This is a genomic window from Streptomyces sp. NPDC006510 (genome assembly GCF_040611955.1).
Lineage (GTDB): Bacteria > Actinomycetota > Actinomycetes > Streptomycetales > Streptomycetaceae > Streptomyces.
Map to the genome: position 1 here is coordinate 1 of NZ_JBEXPH010000154.1, position 20,173 is coordinate 20,173.

15 protein-coding genes are annotated in these 20,173 nt (G+C 71.3%); 12 read left to right on the forward strand and 3 right to left on the reverse strand.

What is annotated here, in order from left to right:
- The first annotated feature begins 333 nt into the window (after nucleotides 1-333).
- From gatC to ABZY11_RS32890, 6 genes are all read left to right on the forward strand, one after another.
- Nucleotides 334-630, forward strand: a complete 297-nt coding sequence (gatC, locus tag ABZY11_RS32865; RefSeq protein ID WP_015036350.1) for an Asp-tRNA(Asn)/Glu-tRNA(Gln) amidotransferase subunit GatC — start codon at nucleotides 334-336, stop codon at nucleotides 628-630.
- Nucleotides 631-635: 5 nt separating this feature from the next.
- Nucleotides 636-2,138, forward strand: coding sequence for an Asp-tRNA(Asn)/Glu-tRNA(Gln) amidotransferase subunit GatA (gene gatA / locus ABZY11_RS32870; protein ID WP_356482653.1), 1,503 nt, complete (start codon nucleotides 636-638; stop codon nucleotides 2,136-2,138).
- Nucleotides 2,135-2,374 carry a hypothetical protein gene (locus ABZY11_RS32875; RefSeq protein WP_356482654.1) on the forward strand — a complete coding sequence of 80 codons (240 nt, stop codon included), beginning with the start codon at nucleotides 2,135-2,137 and terminating at the stop codon, nucleotides 2,372-2,374. Before gatA ends, ABZY11_RS32875 begins: the two co-directional genes overlap by 4 nt.
- A gap of 15 nt (nucleotides 2,375-2,389) precedes the next feature.
- Entirely contained in the window at nucleotides 2,390-3,898 is a 1,509-nt protein-coding gene (gatB, locus tag ABZY11_RS32880) for an Asp-tRNA(Asn)/Glu-tRNA(Gln) amidotransferase subunit GatB (RefSeq protein ID WP_356482655.1), read from the forward strand.
- Between the two features lie 205 nt (nucleotides 3,899-4,103).
- Complete coding sequence (locus ABZY11_RS32885) at nucleotides 4,104-6,230, forward strand: phosphocholine-specific phospholipase C (RefSeq protein ID WP_356482656.1); 2,127 nt, start codon at nucleotides 4,104-4,106, stop codon at nucleotides 6,228-6,230.
- A 217-nt stretch (nucleotides 6,231-6,447) separates the two neighbouring features.
- A complete protein-coding gene (locus ABZY11_RS32890; RefSeq protein ID WP_356482657.1) occupies nucleotides 6,448-8,664 on the forward strand; it encodes an MMPL family transporter in 2,217 nt (738 codons plus the stop codon).
- Nucleotides 8,665-8,686: 22 nt separating this feature from the next.
- Here ABZY11_RS32890 and ABZY11_RS32895 read toward each other — a convergent pair whose 3' ends face one another.
- Complete coding sequence (locus tag ABZY11_RS32895) at nucleotides 8,687-11,131, reverse strand: helix-turn-helix domain-containing protein (protein ID WP_356482658.1); 2,445 nt, start codon at nucleotides 11,129-11,131, stop codon at nucleotides 8,687-8,689.
- Nucleotides 11,132-11,392: 261 nt separating this feature from the next.
- Between ABZY11_RS32895 and ABZY11_RS32900 the strand changes: the two genes are divergently transcribed.
- The 6 genes from ABZY11_RS32900 (at nucleotide 11,393) to ABZY11_RS32925 (ending at nucleotide 18,708) form a co-directional block, all read left to right on the forward strand.
- Nucleotides 11,393-11,620: a hypothetical protein gene (locus tag ABZY11_RS32900; protein ID WP_356482659.1), complete on the forward strand. Its 228-nt coding sequence runs from the start codon at nucleotides 11,393-11,395 to the stop codon at nucleotides 11,618-11,620.
- Between the two features lie 62 nt (nucleotides 11,621-11,682).
- On the forward strand, nucleotides 11,683-12,927 hold the full coding sequence (locus ABZY11_RS32905; RefSeq protein WP_356482660.1) for a serine hydrolase domain-containing protein: 1,245 nt from the start codon (nucleotides 11,683-11,685) through the stop codon (nucleotides 12,925-12,927).
- A 164-nt stretch (nucleotides 12,928-13,091) separates the two neighbouring features.
- Nucleotides 13,092-14,183: an alpha/beta hydrolase-fold protein gene (locus ABZY11_RS32910; protein WP_356482661.1), complete on the forward strand. Its 1,092-nt coding sequence runs from the start codon at nucleotides 13,092-13,094 to the stop codon at nucleotides 14,181-14,183.
- A gap of 93 nt (nucleotides 14,184-14,276) precedes the next feature.
- Entirely contained in the window at nucleotides 14,277-14,888 is a 612-nt protein-coding gene (locus ABZY11_RS32915; protein WP_356482662.1) for a hypothetical protein, read from the forward strand.
- A 249-nt stretch (nucleotides 14,889-15,137) separates the two neighbouring features.
- Nucleotides 15,138-15,287: a hypothetical protein gene (locus tag ABZY11_RS32920; RefSeq protein WP_356482663.1), complete on the forward strand. Its 150-nt coding sequence runs from the start codon at nucleotides 15,138-15,140 to the stop codon at nucleotides 15,285-15,287.
- Nucleotides 15,288-15,555: 268 nt separating this feature from the next.
- Nucleotides 15,556-18,708: an AAA family ATPase gene (locus tag ABZY11_RS32925; protein WP_356482666.1), complete on the forward strand. Its 3,153-nt coding sequence runs from the start codon at nucleotides 15,556-15,558 to the stop codon at nucleotides 18,706-18,708.
- 37 nt (nucleotides 18,709-18,745) lie between these two features.
- Here ABZY11_RS32925 and ABZY11_RS32930 read toward each other — a convergent pair whose 3' ends face one another.
- On the reverse strand, nucleotides 18,746-19,000 hold the full coding sequence (locus ABZY11_RS32930) for a DUF6191 domain-containing protein (RefSeq protein ID WP_356482664.1): 255 nt from the start codon (nucleotides 18,998-19,000) through the stop codon (nucleotides 18,746-18,748).
- A 22-nt stretch (nucleotides 19,001-19,022) separates the two neighbouring features.
- Nucleotides 19,023-20,171: a PQQ-dependent sugar dehydrogenase gene (locus tag ABZY11_RS32935; protein ID WP_356482665.1), complete on the reverse strand. Its 1,149-nt coding sequence runs from the start codon at nucleotides 20,169-20,171 to the stop codon at nucleotides 19,023-19,025.
- Between the last annotated feature and the right edge of the window lie 2 nt (nucleotides 20,172-20,173).

Here is a 20,173-nt window from a genome sequence, read left to right on the forward strand (position 1 = left end):
CGCGGCCGGTGCACCGTCGGAGCTGGAGCAGCGGCCGTCCGGGCGGGCGGTCAAATCGCGGCCCGCGACGACCTGAGCCACCGGTGGCCACCGGCGGCGCGGTCCGGCGGCCGCCCCGCCCCCCCCCGCGAATGGCCCGGCGGCCGCTCCGTCCCCACGGGCGGGAGCAGGCCGGGAACGGTTCGCGGTCTCACGGGCGGGAGCAGGCCGGGAACGGCCCAGGGAGTCTGAAAACCGGGTCCGACCAGGGTGTTCGCCCGGGTGGCGGGAGTGGTGGCGGGCGACACCATAGGATTGGGCCAAAACCACACACCAACCCCTGAGGATCGCTGCATGCCTGGCATCACGCGCGAGGAGGTCGCCCACCTCGCCCGGCTGGCGCGTCTGGAGCTGAAGGGCGAAGAGCTCGATCACTTCGCCGGTCAGCTCGACGACATCATCGGCGCGGTCGCCCGCGTCTCCGAGGTCGCCGACCAAGACGTACCGCCGACCTCCCACCCGCTGCCGCTGACCAACGTCATGCGCGCGGACGAGGTCCGTCCGTCGCTCACCCCCGAGCAGGCGCTCTCCGGCGCCCCGGCCCAGGAGCAGCAGCGTTTCAAGGTGCCGCAGATCCTGGGGGAGGACTAACAGCCATGACGGACAACAGCACCATCATCAAGCTCACCGCCGCCGAGATCGCCGCGAAGATCTCCTCCGGCGAGCTCACGGCCGTCCAGGTCACCGAGGCGCACCTGGCCCGGATCGACGCGGTCGACGAGAAGGTCCACGCCTTCCTGCACATCGACCGCGAGGGCGCGCTCGCGCAGGCCCGCGCCGTCGACGCCAAGAAGGCGGCCGGTGAGAAGCTCGGCCCGCTGGCCGGTGTCCCGCTCGCGCTGAAGGACATCTTCACCACCGAGGACATGCCGACCACCGTCGGCTCCAAGATCCTCGAAGGCTGGATCCCGCCGTACGACGCGACCCTCACCAAGAAGCTGAAGGCCGCCGACGTCGTCATCCTCGGCAAGACCAACATGGACGAGTTCGCCATGGGGTCCTCCACCGAGAACAGCGCCTACGGCCCGACCGGCAACCCGTGGGACCTCACCCGCATCCCGGGCGGCTCCGGCGGCGGCTCCTCGGCCGCGCTCGCGTCGTACGAGGCCCCGCTCGCCATCGGCACGGACACCGGCGGCTCCATCCGCCAGCCCGCCGCCGTCACCGGCACCGTCGGCGTCAAGCCCACCTACGGCGGCGTCTCCCGCTACGGCATGGTGGCCTTCTCCAGCTCCCTGGACCAGGGCGGGCCCTGCGCCCGTACCGTCCTGGACGCGGCCCTGCTGCACGAGGCGATCGCCGGGCACGACCCGATGGACTCCACGTCCATCGACGCCCCCGTCCCGCCGGTCGTCGAGGCCGCGCGCAACGGCAGCGTCGAGGGCATGCGCGTCGGTGTCGTGAAGCAGTTCGCCGGTGAGGGCTACCAGGCCGGTGTCGTCCAGCGCTTCAACGAGTCGGTCGAGCTGCTGAAGTCGCTCGGCGCCACGATCGTCGAGCTGGACTGCCCGTCCTTCGACCTGGCGCTGTCGGCGTACTACCTGATCGCGCCGTCCGAGTGCTCCTCCAACCTGGCCCGCTTCGACGCCATGCGTTACGGGCTGCGCGTCGGTGACGACGGCACGAAGTCCGCCGAGGACGTCACCGCGCTCACCCGCGAGGCCGGCTTCGGCGACGAGGTCAAGCGCCGCGTCATCCTCGGTACGTACGCACTCAGCTCCGGCTACTACGACGCGTACTACGGCTCGGCGCAGAAGGTCCGCACCCTCATCACGCAGGACTTCGAGAAGGCCTTCGAGCAGGTCGATGTAATCGTCTCCCCGACGACGCCCACCACCGCCTTCCCGATCGGCGAGCGTGCCGACGACCCGATGGCGATGTACCTCGCGGACCTGTGCACCATCCCGACCAACCTCGCGGGCAACTCCGCCATGTCGCTGCCCTGCGGCCTGGCCCCCGAGGACGGCCTGCCGGTCGGACTGCAGATCATCGCCCCCGCCATGAAGGACGACCGTCTCTACAAGGTCGGAGCCGCTGTCGAGGCCGCCTTCGTGGAAAAGTGGGGACACCCGCTGCTGGAGGAGGCTCCGTCGTTGTGAGCGCACTGACCAAGGCCAAGGGCTTCAAGAAGTCCAAGACCGGTACGTACCTGTCCATCGGCACCACCGCATTCGGGGCGATCAGCGTGCTCAAGCAGGCCAAGAAGGCACGCCATGAGCACGACACGCTCCGACTGATCGACGCCGTCGTCTCCGCCGCCGCCATCGCCACGGGTGTCGCCCTGCTGCTGCGCGAACTCAAGCGCCTCGGCGATGACGACGTACTGCTGGGCTGAGAGGGAAGTTTCACCGTGACTGTCACCGACCTGGTGTCGTACGAGGACGCGCTCGCGTCCTACGACCCCGTCATGGGCCTTGAGGTCCATGTCGAGCTCGGCACCAAGACCAAGATGTTCTGCGGCTGCTCCACCGAGCTCAAGCAGGACGCCAACTCACAGACCTGCCCGGTCTGTCTCGGCCTGCCCGGCGCCCTGCCGGTCGTCAACGAGATCGGCGTCGAGTCCGCCATCAAGATCGGCCTCGCGCTGAACTGCGAGATCGCCGAGTGGTGCCGCTTCGCCCGGAAGAACTACTTCTATCCGGACATGCCGAAGAACTTCCAGACCTCCCAGTACGACGAGCCGATCGCCTACAACGGCTATCTGGACGTCCAGTTGGAGGACGGGGAGATCTTCCGGGTGCAGATCGAGCGTGCCCACATGGAGGAGGACACCGGAAAGTCGACCCACGTCGGCGGAGCCACCGGCCGTATCCAGGGCGCGTCCCACTCCCTGCTCGACTACAACCGTGCCGGCATCCCGCTCATCGAGATCGTCACCAAGCCGATCGAGGGCGCGGGCGCACGGGCCCCCGAGGTCGCCAAGGCGTACGTCGCCGAGCTCCGCGAGCTCATCAAGGCGCTCGGCGTCTCGGAGGCCCGCATGGAGATGGGCCAGATGCGCTGCGACGTCAACCTGTCGCTGCGCCCCAACGGCACCGAGACGTTCGGTACCCGCTCCGAGACGAAGAACGTGAACTCGCTGCGTTCCGTCGAGCGTGCCGCCCGCTTCGAGATCCAGCGCCACGCGGCCGTGCTGTCCTCCGGCGGCACGATCGTGCAGGAGACCCGGCACTTCCACGAGGAGGACGGCTCCACCACGGCCGGCCGCATCAAGGACAACGCCGAGGACTACCGCTACTTCCCCGAGCCCGACCTGGTGCCGGTCGCCCCGGCCCGCGAGTGGGTCGAGGAGCTCCGCAAGGGCCTCCCCGAGCTGCCGCGGCTGCGCCGGGCGCGGCTCAAGGAGGAGTGGGGCGTCTCCGAGCACGACATGCAGTCCATCCTCAACGCCGGCGCGGTCGACCTGATCGTCGCCACGACCGACGCGGGTGCCCCCTCGGACCAGGCCCGCAAGTGGTGGATGGGCGAGCTGGCCCGTAACGCCAACGAGACCGGCCGCGGCCTCGACGAGCTGCCGATCACCCCGGCGCAGGTCGCCAGGGTGGCCGAGCTCGTCGCCTCGGGCGACCTCAACGACAAGCTGGCCCGCCAGGTCATCGAGGGCGTTCTCGCGGGCGAGGGCGACCCGGACGCCGTCGTCGAGAAGCGCGGCCTGAAGGTCGTCTCCGACGAGGGCGCGCTGTCCACGGCCGTCGACGAGGCCATCGCGTCCAACGCGGCCATCGCGGACAAGATCCGCGGCGGAAAGGTCGCGGCGGCGGGCGCGCTCGTCGGCGCGGTCATGAAGGCCACCCGGGGCCAGGCGGACGCGGCCCGGGTGCGCGAGCTGATCCTGGAGAAGCTCGGCATCGAGGGCTGATCCCGAAGCCGCCCGGCAGTCCCGTACGGCCGGGCGGCTTCCGCACGTCCACCGAGGGGCGGCGCACCTGTGAGCCGGGTGTGCCGCCCCTTGGACTTTCCCGTACGAACTGTTGGACGTTCACCGCCGAGCCGTGCGAAGTCCTTCCGCGCGCCACCCGGCTTGATTAGCTTCCCGGCTGTACGACAGGACTCGGGAGGCTCACTTGACCACGGACATTTCACGGCGACGGCTCTTCGCGCTCGGCGGCGGTGCGCTGGGCGCCGCGGCGGCGGGGTCGCTGCTGCCGCCGTCGCTGCAGGCCGCGATCGCCGCGGAGTCGGCGCACACGGCGGGGTCCGGCGGCCGTGACGGGCTCGGAGCCATCAAGCATGTGGTGATCCTGATGCAGGAGAACCGTTCCTTTGACCACTACTTCGGGACGCTCCGGGGCGTTCGCGGCTTCGGTGACCGCAACGCCGTCGAGCTGCCCTCGGGCAAGCCGGTCTTCGAGCAGCCCGCACCGCTGAGCGCCTCCGTGCTGCCGTTCCCGGTGCGCGACGCCGCCGAGACGCAGAAGAAGGACCTCCAGTACATCGGCGCGCTCGACCACTCCTGGAGCGGTGGCGGCAAGGCGTGGGCCGGCGGGTGGATGAACGGCTGGGTGACCGCGAAAACGGCTGCCACCATGGCGTACTACGACCGCCGCGACATCCCGCTGCACTACGAACTGGCCGACACCTTCACGGTCTGCGACGCCTACCACTCCTCCATCCACACCTCCACCAGCCCCAACCGCAACCACCTGTGGAGCGGGAAGACGGGCAACGAACCCAACGGCAAGCGGGCCGTCGGCAACGACGCGTACAACGAGGGCACCCACCCCGGCTACGACTGGGGCACGTACGCGGAGCGGCTGGAGAAGGCCGGGCGCAGCTGGCGCACGTACACCGAGTGGGAGAACTTCACCGACAACCAGATCGAGTTCTTCGCCACCTTCAAGGCGATCGCCCGCAAGGCACTGGCGAAGACCGGCGGGCACACGTACATGGAGTCGTTCTACGCCGCGGTGCGGGACGCGGACGCAACGGAGCGGGAGCGGCTGTTCGGTCTGCTGGAGGAGGGCGTCGCCACTCTGGACAAGGCCGAGCGCAGCCTCTTCGAGCGGGCGCTGCGCCGGGTGGAGACCGGAACGCTGGCCGACGAGTTCGCCAAGGACGTGGCGGAGGGCACCCTGCCGGAGGTCTCCTACCTGGTGCCCTCCGCCGTCGACTCCGAGCACCCGAGCGTCTCCTCGCCGATCCACAGCGCGACGATCGTCTACAAGGTCCTGGACGCGCTGGGCAAGCACCCCGATGTGTGGCGGCACACCGCGGTCTTCATCAACTACGACGAGAACGACGGCTTCTTCGACCATGTCCCGCCGCCGGTCGCGTCGCCCGAGGTGACCGAGGAGCAGTGGGAGGGCAAGCCCACCGGTCTCGGCATACGGGTGCCGATGCTCGTCGTGTCGCCGTGGACCATCGGCGGCTACGTCTGCTCCGAGGTCTTCGACCACACCTCGGTGATCCGTTTCCTGGAGCGCTGGACCGGAGTGGAGGAGCCGAACATCGGCGACTGGCGGCGCACCGTCACCGGCGATCTGACCTCGGCCTTCGACTTCTCGCGCGGGCGGCGCCGGCCCGAGGTGGAACAGCCGGGCGCCATTCCGCCGTTCAGCGGCCGCTGGTCGCCGAAGCCGCCGCTCGTACAGCACATGCCCGTGCAGGAGCCCGGCGCGCGCCCGGCCCGCGCGCTGCCGTACCAGCCGGACGCGCAGGCGAAGGTGGTGGACGGCGCGGTGCAGGTGGCGCTCAGCAACACGGGGCGCTCGTCGGCGCACTTTGCGCTGTATCCGTACGCGGGTGAGTTCCCCGTACCGCAGCACCGGGACGTGAAGGGCACGGCGCAGTGGACGGTGCCCGTCTCCGGCGCGGCGTACCGGTTCACGGTGACCGGGCCGAACGGCTTCCGCCGCGAGTTCGCCGGGCCTGCGAAGGACGGCGCATCGGCCGGGGCCGAGGTCGCGTCGCGGGTCGACGCCCATGAGCGCGACCTGCACCTCACGCTGCGCAACACGGGCCGGACGACGCTCACCTTCACCGTGCGGCCGCTGGGCTACGTCGACGAGGCGGACCTGCGGGACTGGACCAGGACCGTCAAGGTCAAGCCGGGCCGCAGCCGTACCGTGGTGCACTCGGCGGCCGACGCGCACGGCTGGTACGACCTGGCCGTCACCATCGACGGGGACGACGCCTTCCGGCGCCGGCTGATGGGGCACATCGAGAACGGCCGGGCGAGCGTCTCGGGCTGACCCCGGTCCGGGCGGTGGGGCGCCGCTGTCGTCGAACGGCGCGGCGCCCCGTCCGAAGCCACTGTGAATCCCCCCGAAGCCACTGTGAATAAGGCCACGAAAGAGACAAAGGATCACGTTCGACTGCCAGAGTGACGGTTCTCAGGTCATGCGTTCTTTGCAGGTAATTCATGCTTTGTACCGGCAAAGGACCACGAACCAGCAGGGAGCACGTCCGTTGGCCGCCATCGCCCGCTGGTGCATCAGGCACCGTCTCATCGCCGTCCTCGGCTGGCTGCTCGCCCTCGGCGGCGCGGCCACCGCGGCGGGCTTCGCGGGTTCCGCGTACTCCAACGACTACGAGGTGCCCGGCACGGAGTCCGGCCGGGCCACCGAGCTGCTCAAGGGCGGCTTCACGGATCTCGGCGGTGACACCGACACCATCGTCTGGCACACCTCCGACTCCACCGTGCGGGCCGCCGATGTCCGGCAGACGATGACCCGGACCCTGCACGCGGTCGAGGAACTGCCCGGGGTCGGCGCGGTCACCGGGCCGTACGGGGCGGCCGGCACCGCACAGATCAGCGGCGACGGACACACCGCCTATGCCACGATCACCTTCGACCAGCCGGTCGAGGACATCCCGGTGCAGCAGGCCAAGGCCGTCGTCGACACCGCGAAGGCGGCCGACGCCGATCATCTCCAGGTGGAACTGGGCGGCCCGGCCGTCGCCCTCACCGAAGCGCCCTCCGCCCACCTCAGCGAGGCCATCGGGGTCGTCGTCGCGGCGGTCGTCCTGTTCCTCGCCTTCGGCTCGTTCGCAGCCAGCATGCTGCCCATCGCCACCGCGCTCGTCTCCGTCGGCACCGCGTACGCGGGCACCGTGCTGCTCGGCCATGTGATGACCGTCGCCGACTTCGCCCCCATGCTCGGCATGCTGATCGGGCTCGGCGTGGGCATCGACTACGCGCTGTTCATCGTCACCAGACACCGCAGAGGGCTGCGCCGGGGCCTGTCGGTCACCGAGGCCGCGCAGAACGCCGTCGCGACGACCGGCCGCGCCGTGGTCTTCGCCGGGGCCACCGTCTGCATCGCCCTGCTCGGCATGCTGATGCTGCGGCTCGGCTTCCTCAACGGTGTGGCGATCGCCGCCTCGCTCACCGTCATCCTGACCGTGGCCGCCTCCGTGACCCTGCTCCCCGCCCTGCTGTCCTTCATCGGTGCGCGGGCGCTGAGCCGGCGCGAGCGCAGACGGCTCGCCGAGCACGGCCCGCAGCCCGAATTGCCCACGGGCTTCGCCGCCCGCTGGTCCGCCTTCGTCGAACGCCACCCCAAGCTGCTCGGGGCACTGGCCGCCGTGGTGATGCTGGTACTGGCGCTGCCCACCTTCTCGCTGCATCTGGGCACCTCCGACCAGGGCAACAACCCCTCCTCGTCGACCACCCGGCAGGCATACGACCTGCTGGCCGACGGATTCGGCCCCGGCGTCAACGGGCCGCTGACGATCGCCGCGCAGCTGGACGGCGCGGACGACCGGCTCGCGATGGACGGCCTGCCCGCCACGCTGCGGTCCACCGAAGGCGTGGCCTCGGTCGGCCCGGTCACGTACAACAGCGGCGGCGACACGGCCTTCGTCACCGTCGTACCGAAGTCGTCGCCGCAGTCCCGGCAGACCAGCGAGCTCGTCGAGCGGCTGCGCACCGACGTGCTGCCGCAGGCCGCGCAGCACACCTCGCTCCAGGCCCATGTCGGGGGAGTGACCGCCAGTTACGACGACTTCGCCCGGATCATCATCGGCAAGCTCCCGCTCTTCGTCGGAGTGGTCATTGGGCTCGGCTGTCTGCTTCTGCTGCTGGCCTTCCGGTCGATCGGCATTCCGCTGAAGGCCGCGGCGATGAACGTGGCCGCCGTCGCCTCCTCGTTCGGAGTCGTCGTAGCGATCTTCCAGTGGGGATGGGGGAGCGAGCTGCTGGGGCTGGGCAGCGCGGGGCCCATCGAACCCTTCCTGCCGGTGATCATGGTGTCCGTGCTCTTCGGGCTGTCCATGGACTACCAGGTGTTCCTGGTGGGGCGAATGTACGAGGAGTGGCTGGAGACCGGCGACAACCGGCGGGCCGTCCGGGTGGGCCTCGCCGAGACCGGCCGGGTGATCAACTCGGCGGCCGTGATCATGATTTCGGTCTTTCTCGCGTTCGTCCTCAGCGGCGACCGGGTCATCGCCATGTTCGGCATCGCGCTCGCCGCGGCCGTCGCCCTGGACGCCTTCGTCCTCCGTACGTTGCTGGTCCCCGCGCTGATGCACCTGCTGGGCGGGGCGAACTGGTGGCTGCCGCGCCGGCTGGACCGGTGGCTGCCACGGATCAGCATCGAGCCGCCCGAATCCGGATCCGGGCTGCCGCACGCGAAGATCCCACAGGCGGCGGAGGCCGCACGAGAACTACCTGTACCGCGGTGAGCGGCACGACTCGGATCCGCCCTTAGGTTCCGGGGCCGAACCTGGCCGGCGCGTACCTGCTCTGGTGCTCGCGGTACGTGCGGGCGAGGTGGTGCTGGAGCCGGATGTGGCGGAACTGGTACACCGCGCCGGTCTGGCGCAGCACGCCCCGGCGGTAGGCGTCGTCCAGGAAGGCCACCGTGTCCCACGGCAGCTTGCCCGTCAGGGGCAGCCATACGCGCGACAGGACCAGCCACCGTCCCCAGGCGGTGAACGAGAGCGCGTACGAGCACGTGCCGCCGAGCCCGCCGATGGCACCGATGACGAGCCCGTCCGCCGCGTTCCAGATCAGCGTTCCGAGGATTCCGTCGAGCAGGTCGGTGATCAGGTGCCCGCCGACCGCGATCACCAGGGTGAGCATCGGTACCAGTACGAGAACCTGCCGGACCACCGTCGCGCGGTTCGAGGCCAGCAGACCGGCCGGGGTGGCCGCGGAGGCGACGTCCAGCGGCGCTTCGAGCGCGGCCATGATCCCGAAGACGAGTCCGGCGCCCGCACCGAAGATCAGGCCGAGGACCAGCATGTTGATGAGGGTTCCCTTGATCACCAGCTCGTTCGCGAGCGGGATTCCGTAGTACAGCCAGCGCCGGAGGGCGAGGGCACAGGCGCATCCGACGCCCATCACGAATCCGCCCAGCAGAACGGTGCCGAATCGGGCGACGAACGTACGCACCGGTCTGCGGCCGACGCCGGTGCCCGCGCCGGGCAGCCGCAGCCGCACATGGGCGGGTTCGAAGGCCGTGGTGCCGAACCGGACCAGGATCGCGTGGACGCATCCGAAGGCGAGACCGGCGACCGTCCCCATCGAACCGCCCAACAGGAGGGCCTCGCCGACCGGGAACGGCAGGTTGATCAGGTTGACGAACCACACGGCGAGCGCGACGCAGAGCGCCGAGGACACCACCACCGACAGCAGCCGCGTGGACAGCCGCAGCGAATCACCGATCCGCCACCATGCGAGGTCCTGCTGGTCGCCGTCGAGCCGGGCCAGATGGTGGGCGAGATAGCCGAGCCAGCGCTCGGCGCGCTCCGGATCGCGGTGCCGCTCCCGGCGACGGGTGGCGCTCCGCTCGGCGACGCGACGCCGGTAGACCGTCGGCACGAAGCCCGCCAGCAGATGCTCTTCGAGGGAGTTCTCGTCGGGGAAGCGCTCGGCGTCCAGCAGCTCCGCCGGGTTCCTGTCGGGCGCCGCGCTGTACATCGTCCGCGCCAGGATGATCATGAGCGGGGTGCTCAGAACCTTGGCCAGGGGGGTGGCCGCCCCGCTCTCCCGGGTGCGCAGCCGGTCCAGTACGGGGGTCCAGACCGCCGCGCTCCCGCCGTCGCCGCGGGGGACCGGGCGGGCCGTCCGGGGCAGATAGGCGGCGAGGTCGTCGAGGGTGAGATCGGTCAGTTCGAGACCGGCGGCCCAGACCAGCGGGGCACCGGCCTCCTGGACGGCCTCGGCGTACTCGCCGCGCCGACTGGTCAGGACGAGCGGGAGCGAGGTGGAATTGAGCACCTCCAGCGCCGCGCGCCGCAGACCTTCCGCGATCTCGTCGAACCCGTCCAGGACCGGCAGTACGAGATCGGCGTCGACCAGGGCGGCGGCCAGCGTCGACCCGTCGGGGGCCCTGCGGGTGAGATGCGGGTGGTCGCGCACCAGCCGGTCGATCAGCCAGTCCCGCAGCGCGATGGCCGTGGGGTCCCAGGACCCGAGGCTGAAGATCACCGGTACCCGGTCGTGCGGCTCCCGGGCCTCCAGCTGGTCCAGGACGAACCTGATCGTCAGGATCGATTTGCCGGATCCGGCCCGGCCGAGGACCACGAGGCGCCCGGACCCGATCCGCCGGTAGACCTCGGCCACACTGCCCAGATCGCCGCTCAGGTCCATTCGGTCCGGCGTCGCTCCCGGCGGCAAACGCTGAATGTTCTCCGAATGGTCGGTCAGCGATTCAGGGGCATCCTGCCAGCGCACCGGAAGCGGGAAAGGGTCGTGCACCCGGCGGTGTTCCTCTTCGCGCTGCCAGCGGCGCCTGATTTCCCGGGCCAATTCGGTGGCGGCGGTGACAAGTTCGCCGTGAACGGGTGAGGTGGCGAGGGCGGGACGGACATTCGGCCCGAGATTCTTCCCGGAATTCTTCCCGGAATTCTGCGCAGGTACGGGTACGGCAGCGGGCGGCGTGGATTCGGGTACGCGCGCGGGTGCGCCGGCCGGTTCGGCCTTCGACTTCGCGAGCGTGGCGGCGAGCCGCTGACGGTCCTCGGGCCCGGCCTCCAGCGCGTCCGCCAGCAGGTTCACCGTACCCAGCCGGTGATCGCTGGATCTGCCGTTCTCCAGTCTGCGGATCGTACGCACACTCACCCCGGACCGTGCCTCCAGCTGCTCCTGCGTCAGACCCGACCGATTACGCAGCCGACGCAACAAAGTGCCGAGCTGATCCGCCACTTCGACATCCCTCCACCACCGAGCGCGGTCGCGACGACCCTACCGGTGACGACCGGTCATATATGGCCGGTCGTCTGTCCTGTTCGCGGAATGGCGCGAACACCACGATCGGTGGTGCCCGGCGGGGTGCGCCGACACGGGGCGGCGCACCCCGCCGGGCATCCGGGAAGCAGATGGCGTCCATGGAGGCCGGACCGGCTCCGGCATCGGACCTGATCGCCTCTCATGACTTTCTCCTGCTACGACTCATGAGGAGTTGACATGGCCTACCGATTCTGGTGCGGCGAATGCGGATTCAAGACGCCGTGGCTCGCCGAGTCCGAGGGCGCGCAACGCCAACTGGAGCACTACACCAAGCAGCACCCGGGAATTCTCGCCGGTGGCCATGTGGAGACCAATCGGAAGAACCCGCAAGGCGGCATCGGCTGCCTCCAAGTGGCGGGAATTCTCGTCCTTTTGCTGATCATCGCGGCCGCGTGCCAACGCTGAGGCGCGGCCGAACCCACCAGACAGCCGGAATGACCGACCGACCGAAAGGGACAGGAAATAAAATGAGCATGCGCGACGATTCCGGAGCAGGCATCGAGGCCGGCACGGCGAACCAGGGCACCGGTGGCGCGGCCCGACGCTCCTCGCGGGTGCGGGGGCACCGGCGCTGGCTGCTGCCGGTGGCCACCGCGGCCTGCCTGCTGATGACCGGTGTCGGCCCGGCGACCGCCGCTCCGGCCACCGGCTCCTCGACCGCAGCCCAGGCCCCGGCCGACATCCTGCAGGCCGGGGCCCAGCAGGGGATTGCCGACGGGTACCCGGGCGTGATCGGCATGGTCCGGCAGGGCGACACCGCCCAGTACGTGCACGCGGGTGTCGGCAACCGCGCGACCAAGGTACCCGCGGACCCGAAGGCGAAGTTCCGGATCGGCAGCAACACCAAGGCGTTCATCTCCACCGTGCTGCTCCAACTGGAGGGCGAGAAGCGGCTCTCGCTGGACGACACCGTCGCCCGATGGCTGCCGGGAGCGGTCGCCGCCAACGGCTACGACGGCGCCAGGATCACGATCCGTCAGCTGCTCAACCACACCTCGGGCCTGCCCGACTACCTCAGTGCCGTGCGGATCAACGGGCCGTACTTCCTCAACACCAACCCGAGGGAGGTCCTGCCGCCGCAGACCCTGGTCGACGTCGGCCTCGCGCTGCGCGCGCCGACGAGCGCGCCGGGGGAGAAGTTCGGCTACTCGAACACCAACTACGTGCTCGCGGGCATGGTGATCAAGGCCGTCACCGGCTCGGAACCGGCCGCGGAGGTCCAACGACGCATCATCGAGCCGCTCGGTCTGCGCGACACCAGCTTCCCCACCGACGACCCCGCGCTCTACGGCAACTACCTCCACGGCTACGTGATCCGGGCGATCCTCATCGACGACGGCACGGTCTCCAACGTGCAGGTCACCGGGAGCGCCGGTGCCATGGTGTCGACCATGGACGACCTGGCCGCGTTCTCCCGGGCGCTGCTGACCGGAAGGCTCCTGGCGCCTGCGCAGATGACCGAGCTCAAGACCACCGTCCCCGTGACCGCCGACATCGGCTACGGGCTGGGCATCGAGCACATGAAGCTGTCCTGCGGGAAGTGGGCCTGGGGACACAACGGGGCGGTGCTCGGCTACTTCAGCGAGTGGCTGAGCAGCGAGGACGGCACCGAGCAGGTGATGCACGCGAACAACGAGTTCCATCTGCTCGGCGGTACGCCGGGGCAGACCCACACGAACAAGGCCATGACGGACGCGTTCTGCGCGCTCTGAGCACAGCGGCCCGAAGGGCTCACCCCGCGCGGCCCGGTCGGTGACACGCCCCGGCCGGGCGCGCGGCCCGGTCGGTGACACCGTCCGGCCGCGCGCCCGGCTCTCGACCACCGCGACGACCCTCGACCACCGCGAGAGCCGCCCGCTCTCGGAGAGGACACCCGATGAGAACACTGCTGACCGCCTGGCGGACACGGACGCGGACGGCTGTCACCGCCGCCGCGCTGACCGTGACCGCGACACTCGTGGCCCCGCTCGCGCACGCCGAGGGCTCCGCCCCTCCGGTGCTGTCCGACGGGTTCGGCCTGACCCAGGTCGCCGGGGGCACCGAAGTGCGCTCGGACACCGACTTCACGATCACCGTGACCACCCGGCAGGTGGCAGGGCCGCACAAGATCCGCGTTTTCCTGCCCAGCGGCTACCGCACCGACCCCGAGAAGCGCTGGCCGGTGACGTACTTCCTGCACGGCGGGGGCGGAACCGTGGACGACGCCGCTGCCGCCCCGGCGCTGCGCTCGGACTCGATGATCACCGTCGTGCCGGACGCCGGCCTGAAGGGCTGGTTCGCCGACTGGGTCATGCAGAACACCGCCGTGGGCGCGGCGAACTGGGAGACCTTCCACCTGGAGCAGGTCGTGCCCTTCATCGACGCCAACCTGCGCACCATCGCCGACAAGCGCCACCGGGCCGTCGTCGGCCTGTCCATGGGCGGGTTCGGCGCCCTGCACTACGGCGAGGCCCGCCCCGATCTCTTCGGCCATGTCGCCTCCCTGTCCGGCGGCATCGACTTCGGCATGGCGGAGGTCCGCGGCGCGGTCCTGGCCACGGAACTCAACGTCACGGGCGCATGGTGCGCCGTGAGCACCTCCACCCCCTCCGGGACCGGCCAGTGCACCGGTTACGGTCCCACCGTCGACAGCGACGCGATCTTCGGCTCCCCCTATCCGGTCCTGAACGCGGATCGGATCTGGAAGGCGGTCGACCCGGCCGCCACGACCAACCTGGCCAAGCTCGCCGGGGCCGAGGTCACGCTCTACACCGGCAGCCAGGGTCTGATCGACCACTTCACCCAGATCGCCGCCAAGAACGTCAAGACCCGCCTGGACCAGCTCGGACTCCCCAGCCGCCTCGTCGACTACGGCGACGGGTCGGCGCTGGCGCCCACCTGCGACGGCGGCCACAACTACGGCTGCTGGGCCCCCGCGCTCGCCGACTACATCCCCCGGCTCCAGGACTCGTTCGACGGAGCGGGCTGAGTCCAGACGGCAACGGCCCCGGATCCCCGGCCGACGGGTGCCCACCCGCCGGCCGGGCGGTCGTTAAGGGGGCTCTCATCCGGGCCGCCTAGCGTGCGGAACATGAACCCCACGACTTCCGCGAACCCCACCGACCACACTGCCCCCTCGGCATCCGATGCCGAGGAGACCATGAGCAAGGACGCCGCGACCGAGGACGCCGCGTACGACTCGGACGAGGGTGCCGACACATCCGGGGAAGCAGTCGCGGAGACGGAGGACCTGGAGCCGGACGGCCTCGACGACTCCGGCAAGGAGCTTTCCGGCCTCGGCGCGGCCGCCGCTGCCGTGGCCGCGGCCGCCCTCGGGGTCGTCGCGCTCACCGGGTCCTGGACCGGCAAGGTCGCTGCCGAGCGCGAGACCCTGATCGGCCAGATCAAGACCTCGGGCGGCGGCACCGCGGCCCAGCAGATCTCCGAGATCTACGGCGACGCCTGGCACTCCACCGCACTGGTCAACGGACTCTTCGCCCTGCTCGCCCTGCTGGTCGGAATCTTCGCCCTGGTCCGCCCGGCCTTCGGCGCACCCTCCGCGCACCCGCAGCCCGGCTGGGTGCGCGCCGTCGCGACCGCCGGCATCGCGCTCGGTGTCCTCGGCCTGGTGCTCTCCGCCGGCATGTACTTCGACCTCATCGTGCCGCTGCCGACCACGGTCGCCGCGAACTGAGCACAACGGCCGGCGGACACGGGCGGGTACGCAGCGGGCAGGAGCTTCGGAAGGCGCTCTAAGGCATCCGCCCGAGCGGCCCCGCCCCGTATGCGGCAGTGCCCGCACCGGGCTAGGGCACCCCGCCCCGTGAAGATGCGGATCCTGCCCGATGTGGCGACACCCCCTGGGGGACGACAGTGGGGGCACGGCAGAAGCACTGCCGCCCCCATCAGGCCCCAACGGGCCGTCGTCCTCCGGGAGAAGCACATGTATGCGTTCGAACTCCACAAGCTGCACATCACCGAACTCCACCGCCGGGCCGAGCAGGAGCGGCTCGTCCTGGAGGCCGGTCGCGCCCGGCGGGATGCCCGCAGGGCCGCCGGCACTCCGGGCGCAAGGAGGCCGAGGGGTCGGTGAGTACGGACCGGGAGCGATTCGTCCACGCCGCGTGAAGGCCGCGCGCCGGCGCCCGGTGTCCGGTCGACCGGCATCCGTCGAGGCGACGCCCAGCGGGCCGGTGCCCGCCGGGCCGGTGCCCGCCGGGCCGGTGCCCGCCGGGCCGGCGTCCGCTGGGCCGATGCTTGCTGGACCGATGCCCGCCGGGCCGATGTCCGACGGTCCGATGCCTGCTGGGCCGATGTCCGACGGCCCGGATCCGGGGACCGCGCGGCCGGAACCGTATGCGATGCTCGGCGACGTGGAGACCAGGTCCGTCAGTCCCGTGTTCGTCGGCCGCGAGGGTGAGTTCGCCTCGCTCGTCGACGCGCTCGCCCGCGCCGGCACCCAGGGCGCCGGCGGCTCGGACGGGGCCGACGGTCCGGGCGAGCCGCAGGCGCTGCTCATCGGTGGCGAAGCAGGGGTCGGCAAGACCCGGCTCGTCGAGGAATTCCTCGCGACGGCGGTGCGCCGTGACGCGGTCGTCGCGGTCGGCGGCTGTGTCGAGGTCGGTGCCGACGGCCTGCCCTACGCCCCGTTCTCCACCGCGCTGCGGGCCCTGCGCCGCACCCTGCCCGACGAGGTCGCCGCGGCCTGCGCCGGGCAGGAGGGCGAGCTGGCCCGGCTGCTGCCCGAACTCGGCGAGGCCGACCGGGACGCGACCGACGAGCACAGCACCGCCCGCCTCTTCGAACTCACCGCCAGACTCCTGGAACGCATCTCCGCCGAGCGCGCCGTCGTCCTCGTCCTCGAAGACCTGCACTGGGCCGATGCCTCCACCCGCCACCTCCTCGCCTATCTCTTCCGCACCGTGCGCAACGGCCGCCTCGTCGTGATCGGCACCTACCGCTCCGACGACATCCACCGCCGCCACCCCCTGCGCCCCCTCCTCGCCGAACTGGACCGGCTGCGCACCGTCCGCCGGATCGAACTCGCGCGCTTCAACCGCGCCGAGGTCCGCCGCCAGCTCACCGGCATCCTCGCCGCCACCCCCGAGGCCGCCCTGGTGGACGAGATCTTCGAACGCTCCGACGGCAACGCCTTCTTCGTCGAGGAACTCGCCTGCAGCCTGGAGAGCGGCGACCACTCCCGGCTCTCCGACTCGCTGCGCGACCTCCTGCTCGTACGCGTCGAGGCCCTCCCCGACGACGCCCAGAAGATCGCCCGGATCGTCGCCGAGGGCGGCTCCACCGTCGAGTACGAACTGCTGGCCGCGGTCGCCCGGCTGACCGAGGACGAACTCATCGGGGCACTGCGGGCGGCCGTCGGCGCCAACCTGCTGCTCACCACCCCGGAGGGCAACGGCTACCGCTTCCGGCACTCCCTGGTCCGCGAGGCCGTCAGCGACGACCTGCTGCCCGGCGAGCGCTCCCGGCTCAACCGGCGCTACGCCCAGGCCCTGGAGGCCGACCCCACCCTCGTCCGCGACGGAGAACGCGCCACCCGCCTCGCCAGCTACTGGTACGGCGCGCACGATGCCGCCAAGGCCCTGCCCGCCGTGCTGAAGGCCTCCGTCGAGGCCCGCCGCCGCTACGCGTTCGCCGAACAACTCCGCCTGCTGGAACGGGCGATGGGGCTGTGGGACGACGCCCCCGACGACGTACGCCGCACCCTGCGGCCCATTGACTACGCCGAGAGCTACCCGGCCTGCGGCTGCGACCTTGAGACCACCCCGCTGCGCTACCTCGACCTGATGGCCGAGGCCACCGTCGCCGCCCGGTTCGGCGGGGAACGCGAACGCGCCCTGGCCATCGCCAAGAAGGCCACGCGGGTCCTGGAGGGCGAGGACGATCCGTTGCGCGCCGCCTGGTTCTGGGTCCAGCGCTCCCGGCTGATGCAGGACCTCACCCGCGGCGACGGCCGCGAGGAACTGACCACCGCCCAGGAGCTCGTCCGCGGACTGCCGCCGTCCGCCGTGCACGCCGATGTCCTGATGAGCGTGGCGGGCTGGGGCGCCCTGCACCGCCCCGGCGCCGAGACACTGCTCGCCGCCGACCGGGCGGTGGAGTACGCCAGGCTCGTCGGCGACGAGTACATCGAGCTGCACGCCCGGCTCACCCGCGGCTGGCTCACCGCCGAGGCGGGCGGTGTCGACGAAGGCATCGCCGAGATGTACGCCGTCCGCGACCGCGCCGACGAACTGCACCTGGTCGGCATCATGAGCCGGGCCGGCATCAACCTCCCCTCCACCCTCGAATCCATGGGCCGCTCCCTGGAGGCCGTGGCCGCCGCGGACCACGGCATCGGGATCAGCCGCAGCCACGGCATCGCCGACATGGAGGCATGGGTCCGCTGCAACCAGGCGACGTCGCTGTTCTCCCTGGGGCACTGGGACGAGAGCCGGGCCACCACCGACGCGGCGGCCCGCGTCGCCCATTCCGGCAAGGCGCAGGGCCTGGTGGCCTCACGCCGCACCGAACTCGCCCTGGTCCGGGGCGACCTGGCCGAGGCCGAGCTGCAACTCGCCCTGACCCGACGCTTCTTCGGCTCCCGGGACCCGCAGCCGCAGCACGTCATCGCCCCCGCGCGCCATGCCATCGCCCTCGCCGCACAGCAGGGCCGGCTCGCCGAGGCACGGGCCGAGTTCGAGGCCCGGTCGGAGCAGGGTTTCCCGCCCGGCACCCAGCGGTACGCCCTGCCGCTGCTCCAGGTCACCGCCGCCGCCGAGGCCGACGCCAGGGGCCTGCCCGCCGCCGATCCCGGCCGGCCGGCGATTCTCGCCGGCATCCGCGCCCACCTGAAGGGGCTGCCGATGCTCGTCCCCGTCTGGGCCGCCCACGGTCTCCTGATCGATGCCGAGCTGGCCAGGGCCGAGGGCCGGGACACCCCCGGTCACTGGTCCCGCGCAGCAGCCGCCTTCGCGCCCCTGCACCGCCCGTACGAGCTGGCCCAGATCCAGCACCGCTGGGCCGAGGCCCTCCTCATCGCCTCGGGCGACCGGCCCGCGGTCACCACCCTGCTGCGCGAGGCCCACCGCACCACCGTGCGGCTCGGCGCGCGCCCGCTGACCGAGACCATCGAGCTGCTGGCCGGCCGCGCCCGCATCGTCCTCACCGACCCGGACCGCGCCGCCGCACCCGAGATCCCGGCCGCCGTCACCGTCCCCGCCCAGGACGGCACCGGCGACGAGGCCGCGGACCGGGAGCGCACCGAGGACCGCCTGCGCGAGGCGGCCGCGGCCGCGGTGGAGTCCTTCAAACTGACACGACGGGAACAGGATGTGCACCGGCTGGTCGCCGCGGGCCACACCAACCGCAGGATCGCCGAGGAGCTCTACATCTCGCCCAAGACCGCGAGCGTGCACGTGTCCAGCATTCTCGCCAAGCTCGGCGTCTCCAGCCGCGGCGAGGCGGCCGCCCTCGCCCACCGGCTCCGCCTGTACCCCGCCGGGAGCGACTCCTGACCGGGACCCGGTCCGGCGCCGAACCCGCCCCGCCCGCTCAGGCCCGAGCGTCCGGGGCGTCCGCGTCCGTGTCCCGGTCCGCCTCGGGGGCCGGGTCCTGGTCGGATCCCTGGGCCGCGGCCGTGCCGGACGCCCTGACGACCACCTTTCCGGAGGCCAGATCTATCGGCCCGCGCCCGGGGTCACCGACGCCGAGATCCACCCGGGTCAGCTCCAGCCGCTTCTGCTCGTCGGCGGTGTGCTTGCGGCCCGGCGCGAAGAGCTCCTCGAAGAAGTTGAACACCGACCGCACGCCCTTTCGCCTGCTGTAGCCGCTACCGCACCGCCAGCAGCAGGATCCTGTCGTCTCCCGGCTTCGGGGTGCCACGGGTGTCCGTATTGCTCGTGACCAGCCAGAGCTTGTCGCCGCCCGCGGCGAGCACGGTACGCAGACGGCCGTACTTCCCTTGGAGGAACGACTGCGGGGCCGCCAGAGGTTCCCTGTCACCCCTGCCGGACAGCGGGATCCGCCAGAGCCGCTCACCGCGCAGGCCCGCCATCCAGATCGAACCCTTGACGAAGGCGATCCCGCTCGGGGAGGCCTCGGACGTCTTCCACTGTGCCACGGGATCGATGAACCCCTTCTTCCCCGCCTTGCCCTCGGCCTCCGGCCAGCCGTAGTTCCCGCCCGGCTCGATCCGGTTCAGCTCGTCCCAGGTGTCCTGCCCGAATTCGGACACCCACAGCTGCTTCTGCCCGTCCCAGGCCAGCCCCTGCACATTGCGGTGCCCGTACGAATACACCACGGAGTCGGCCGCCGGGTTGCCGTGCAGCGGCTGCCCGTCCGGGGTCATCCGCAGGATCTTGCCGGCCAGCGACGTCTTGTCCTGCGCGAGGCCCTTGTCGCCCGTCTCCCCGGTGCCCGCGTACAGCATGTGGTCCGGGCCGAAGGCGATCCGCCCGCCGTTGTGGATCGCCCCCTTGGGGATGCCGCGCAGGATCGTGTCCGGCGCGCCCAGCAGCCGGCCGGGCACCGTGCCGTTCTCGTCGTACTGCATCCGGGCGATGCGGTTGTCTGACTCGGTCGTGAAGTAGGCGTACACCAGATGGTCCGCGCCGTACGTGGGGGAGACGGCGATCCCCAGCAGTCCGCCCTCACCGCCGGGCGACACCCCGGGGACCGCGCCCAGCAGGGTCTTCTTGCCGGTCTTCCCGTCGATCCGGGTGATCGTGCCCTTGTCGCGGGAGGAGACCAGCAGATCGCCGTCCGGCAGCTCCGCCAGCCCCCAGGGCGACTCCAGGCCCTCGGTGAGCGTCGACACCACCTTCACCGAGCCCTTCGCGGGCGGCAGGGCGGGCGAGGCGGACGGGGAGCCGGACGGGCGCGCGGCGGCGGGGGAGGAGCCGGAGGCCGGTGGCGTCCCCCCGACGCCCGCCGCGTCGCCGGAGCCGCCGCCCGAGGAACACCCCGCGGTCAGCACCAGCG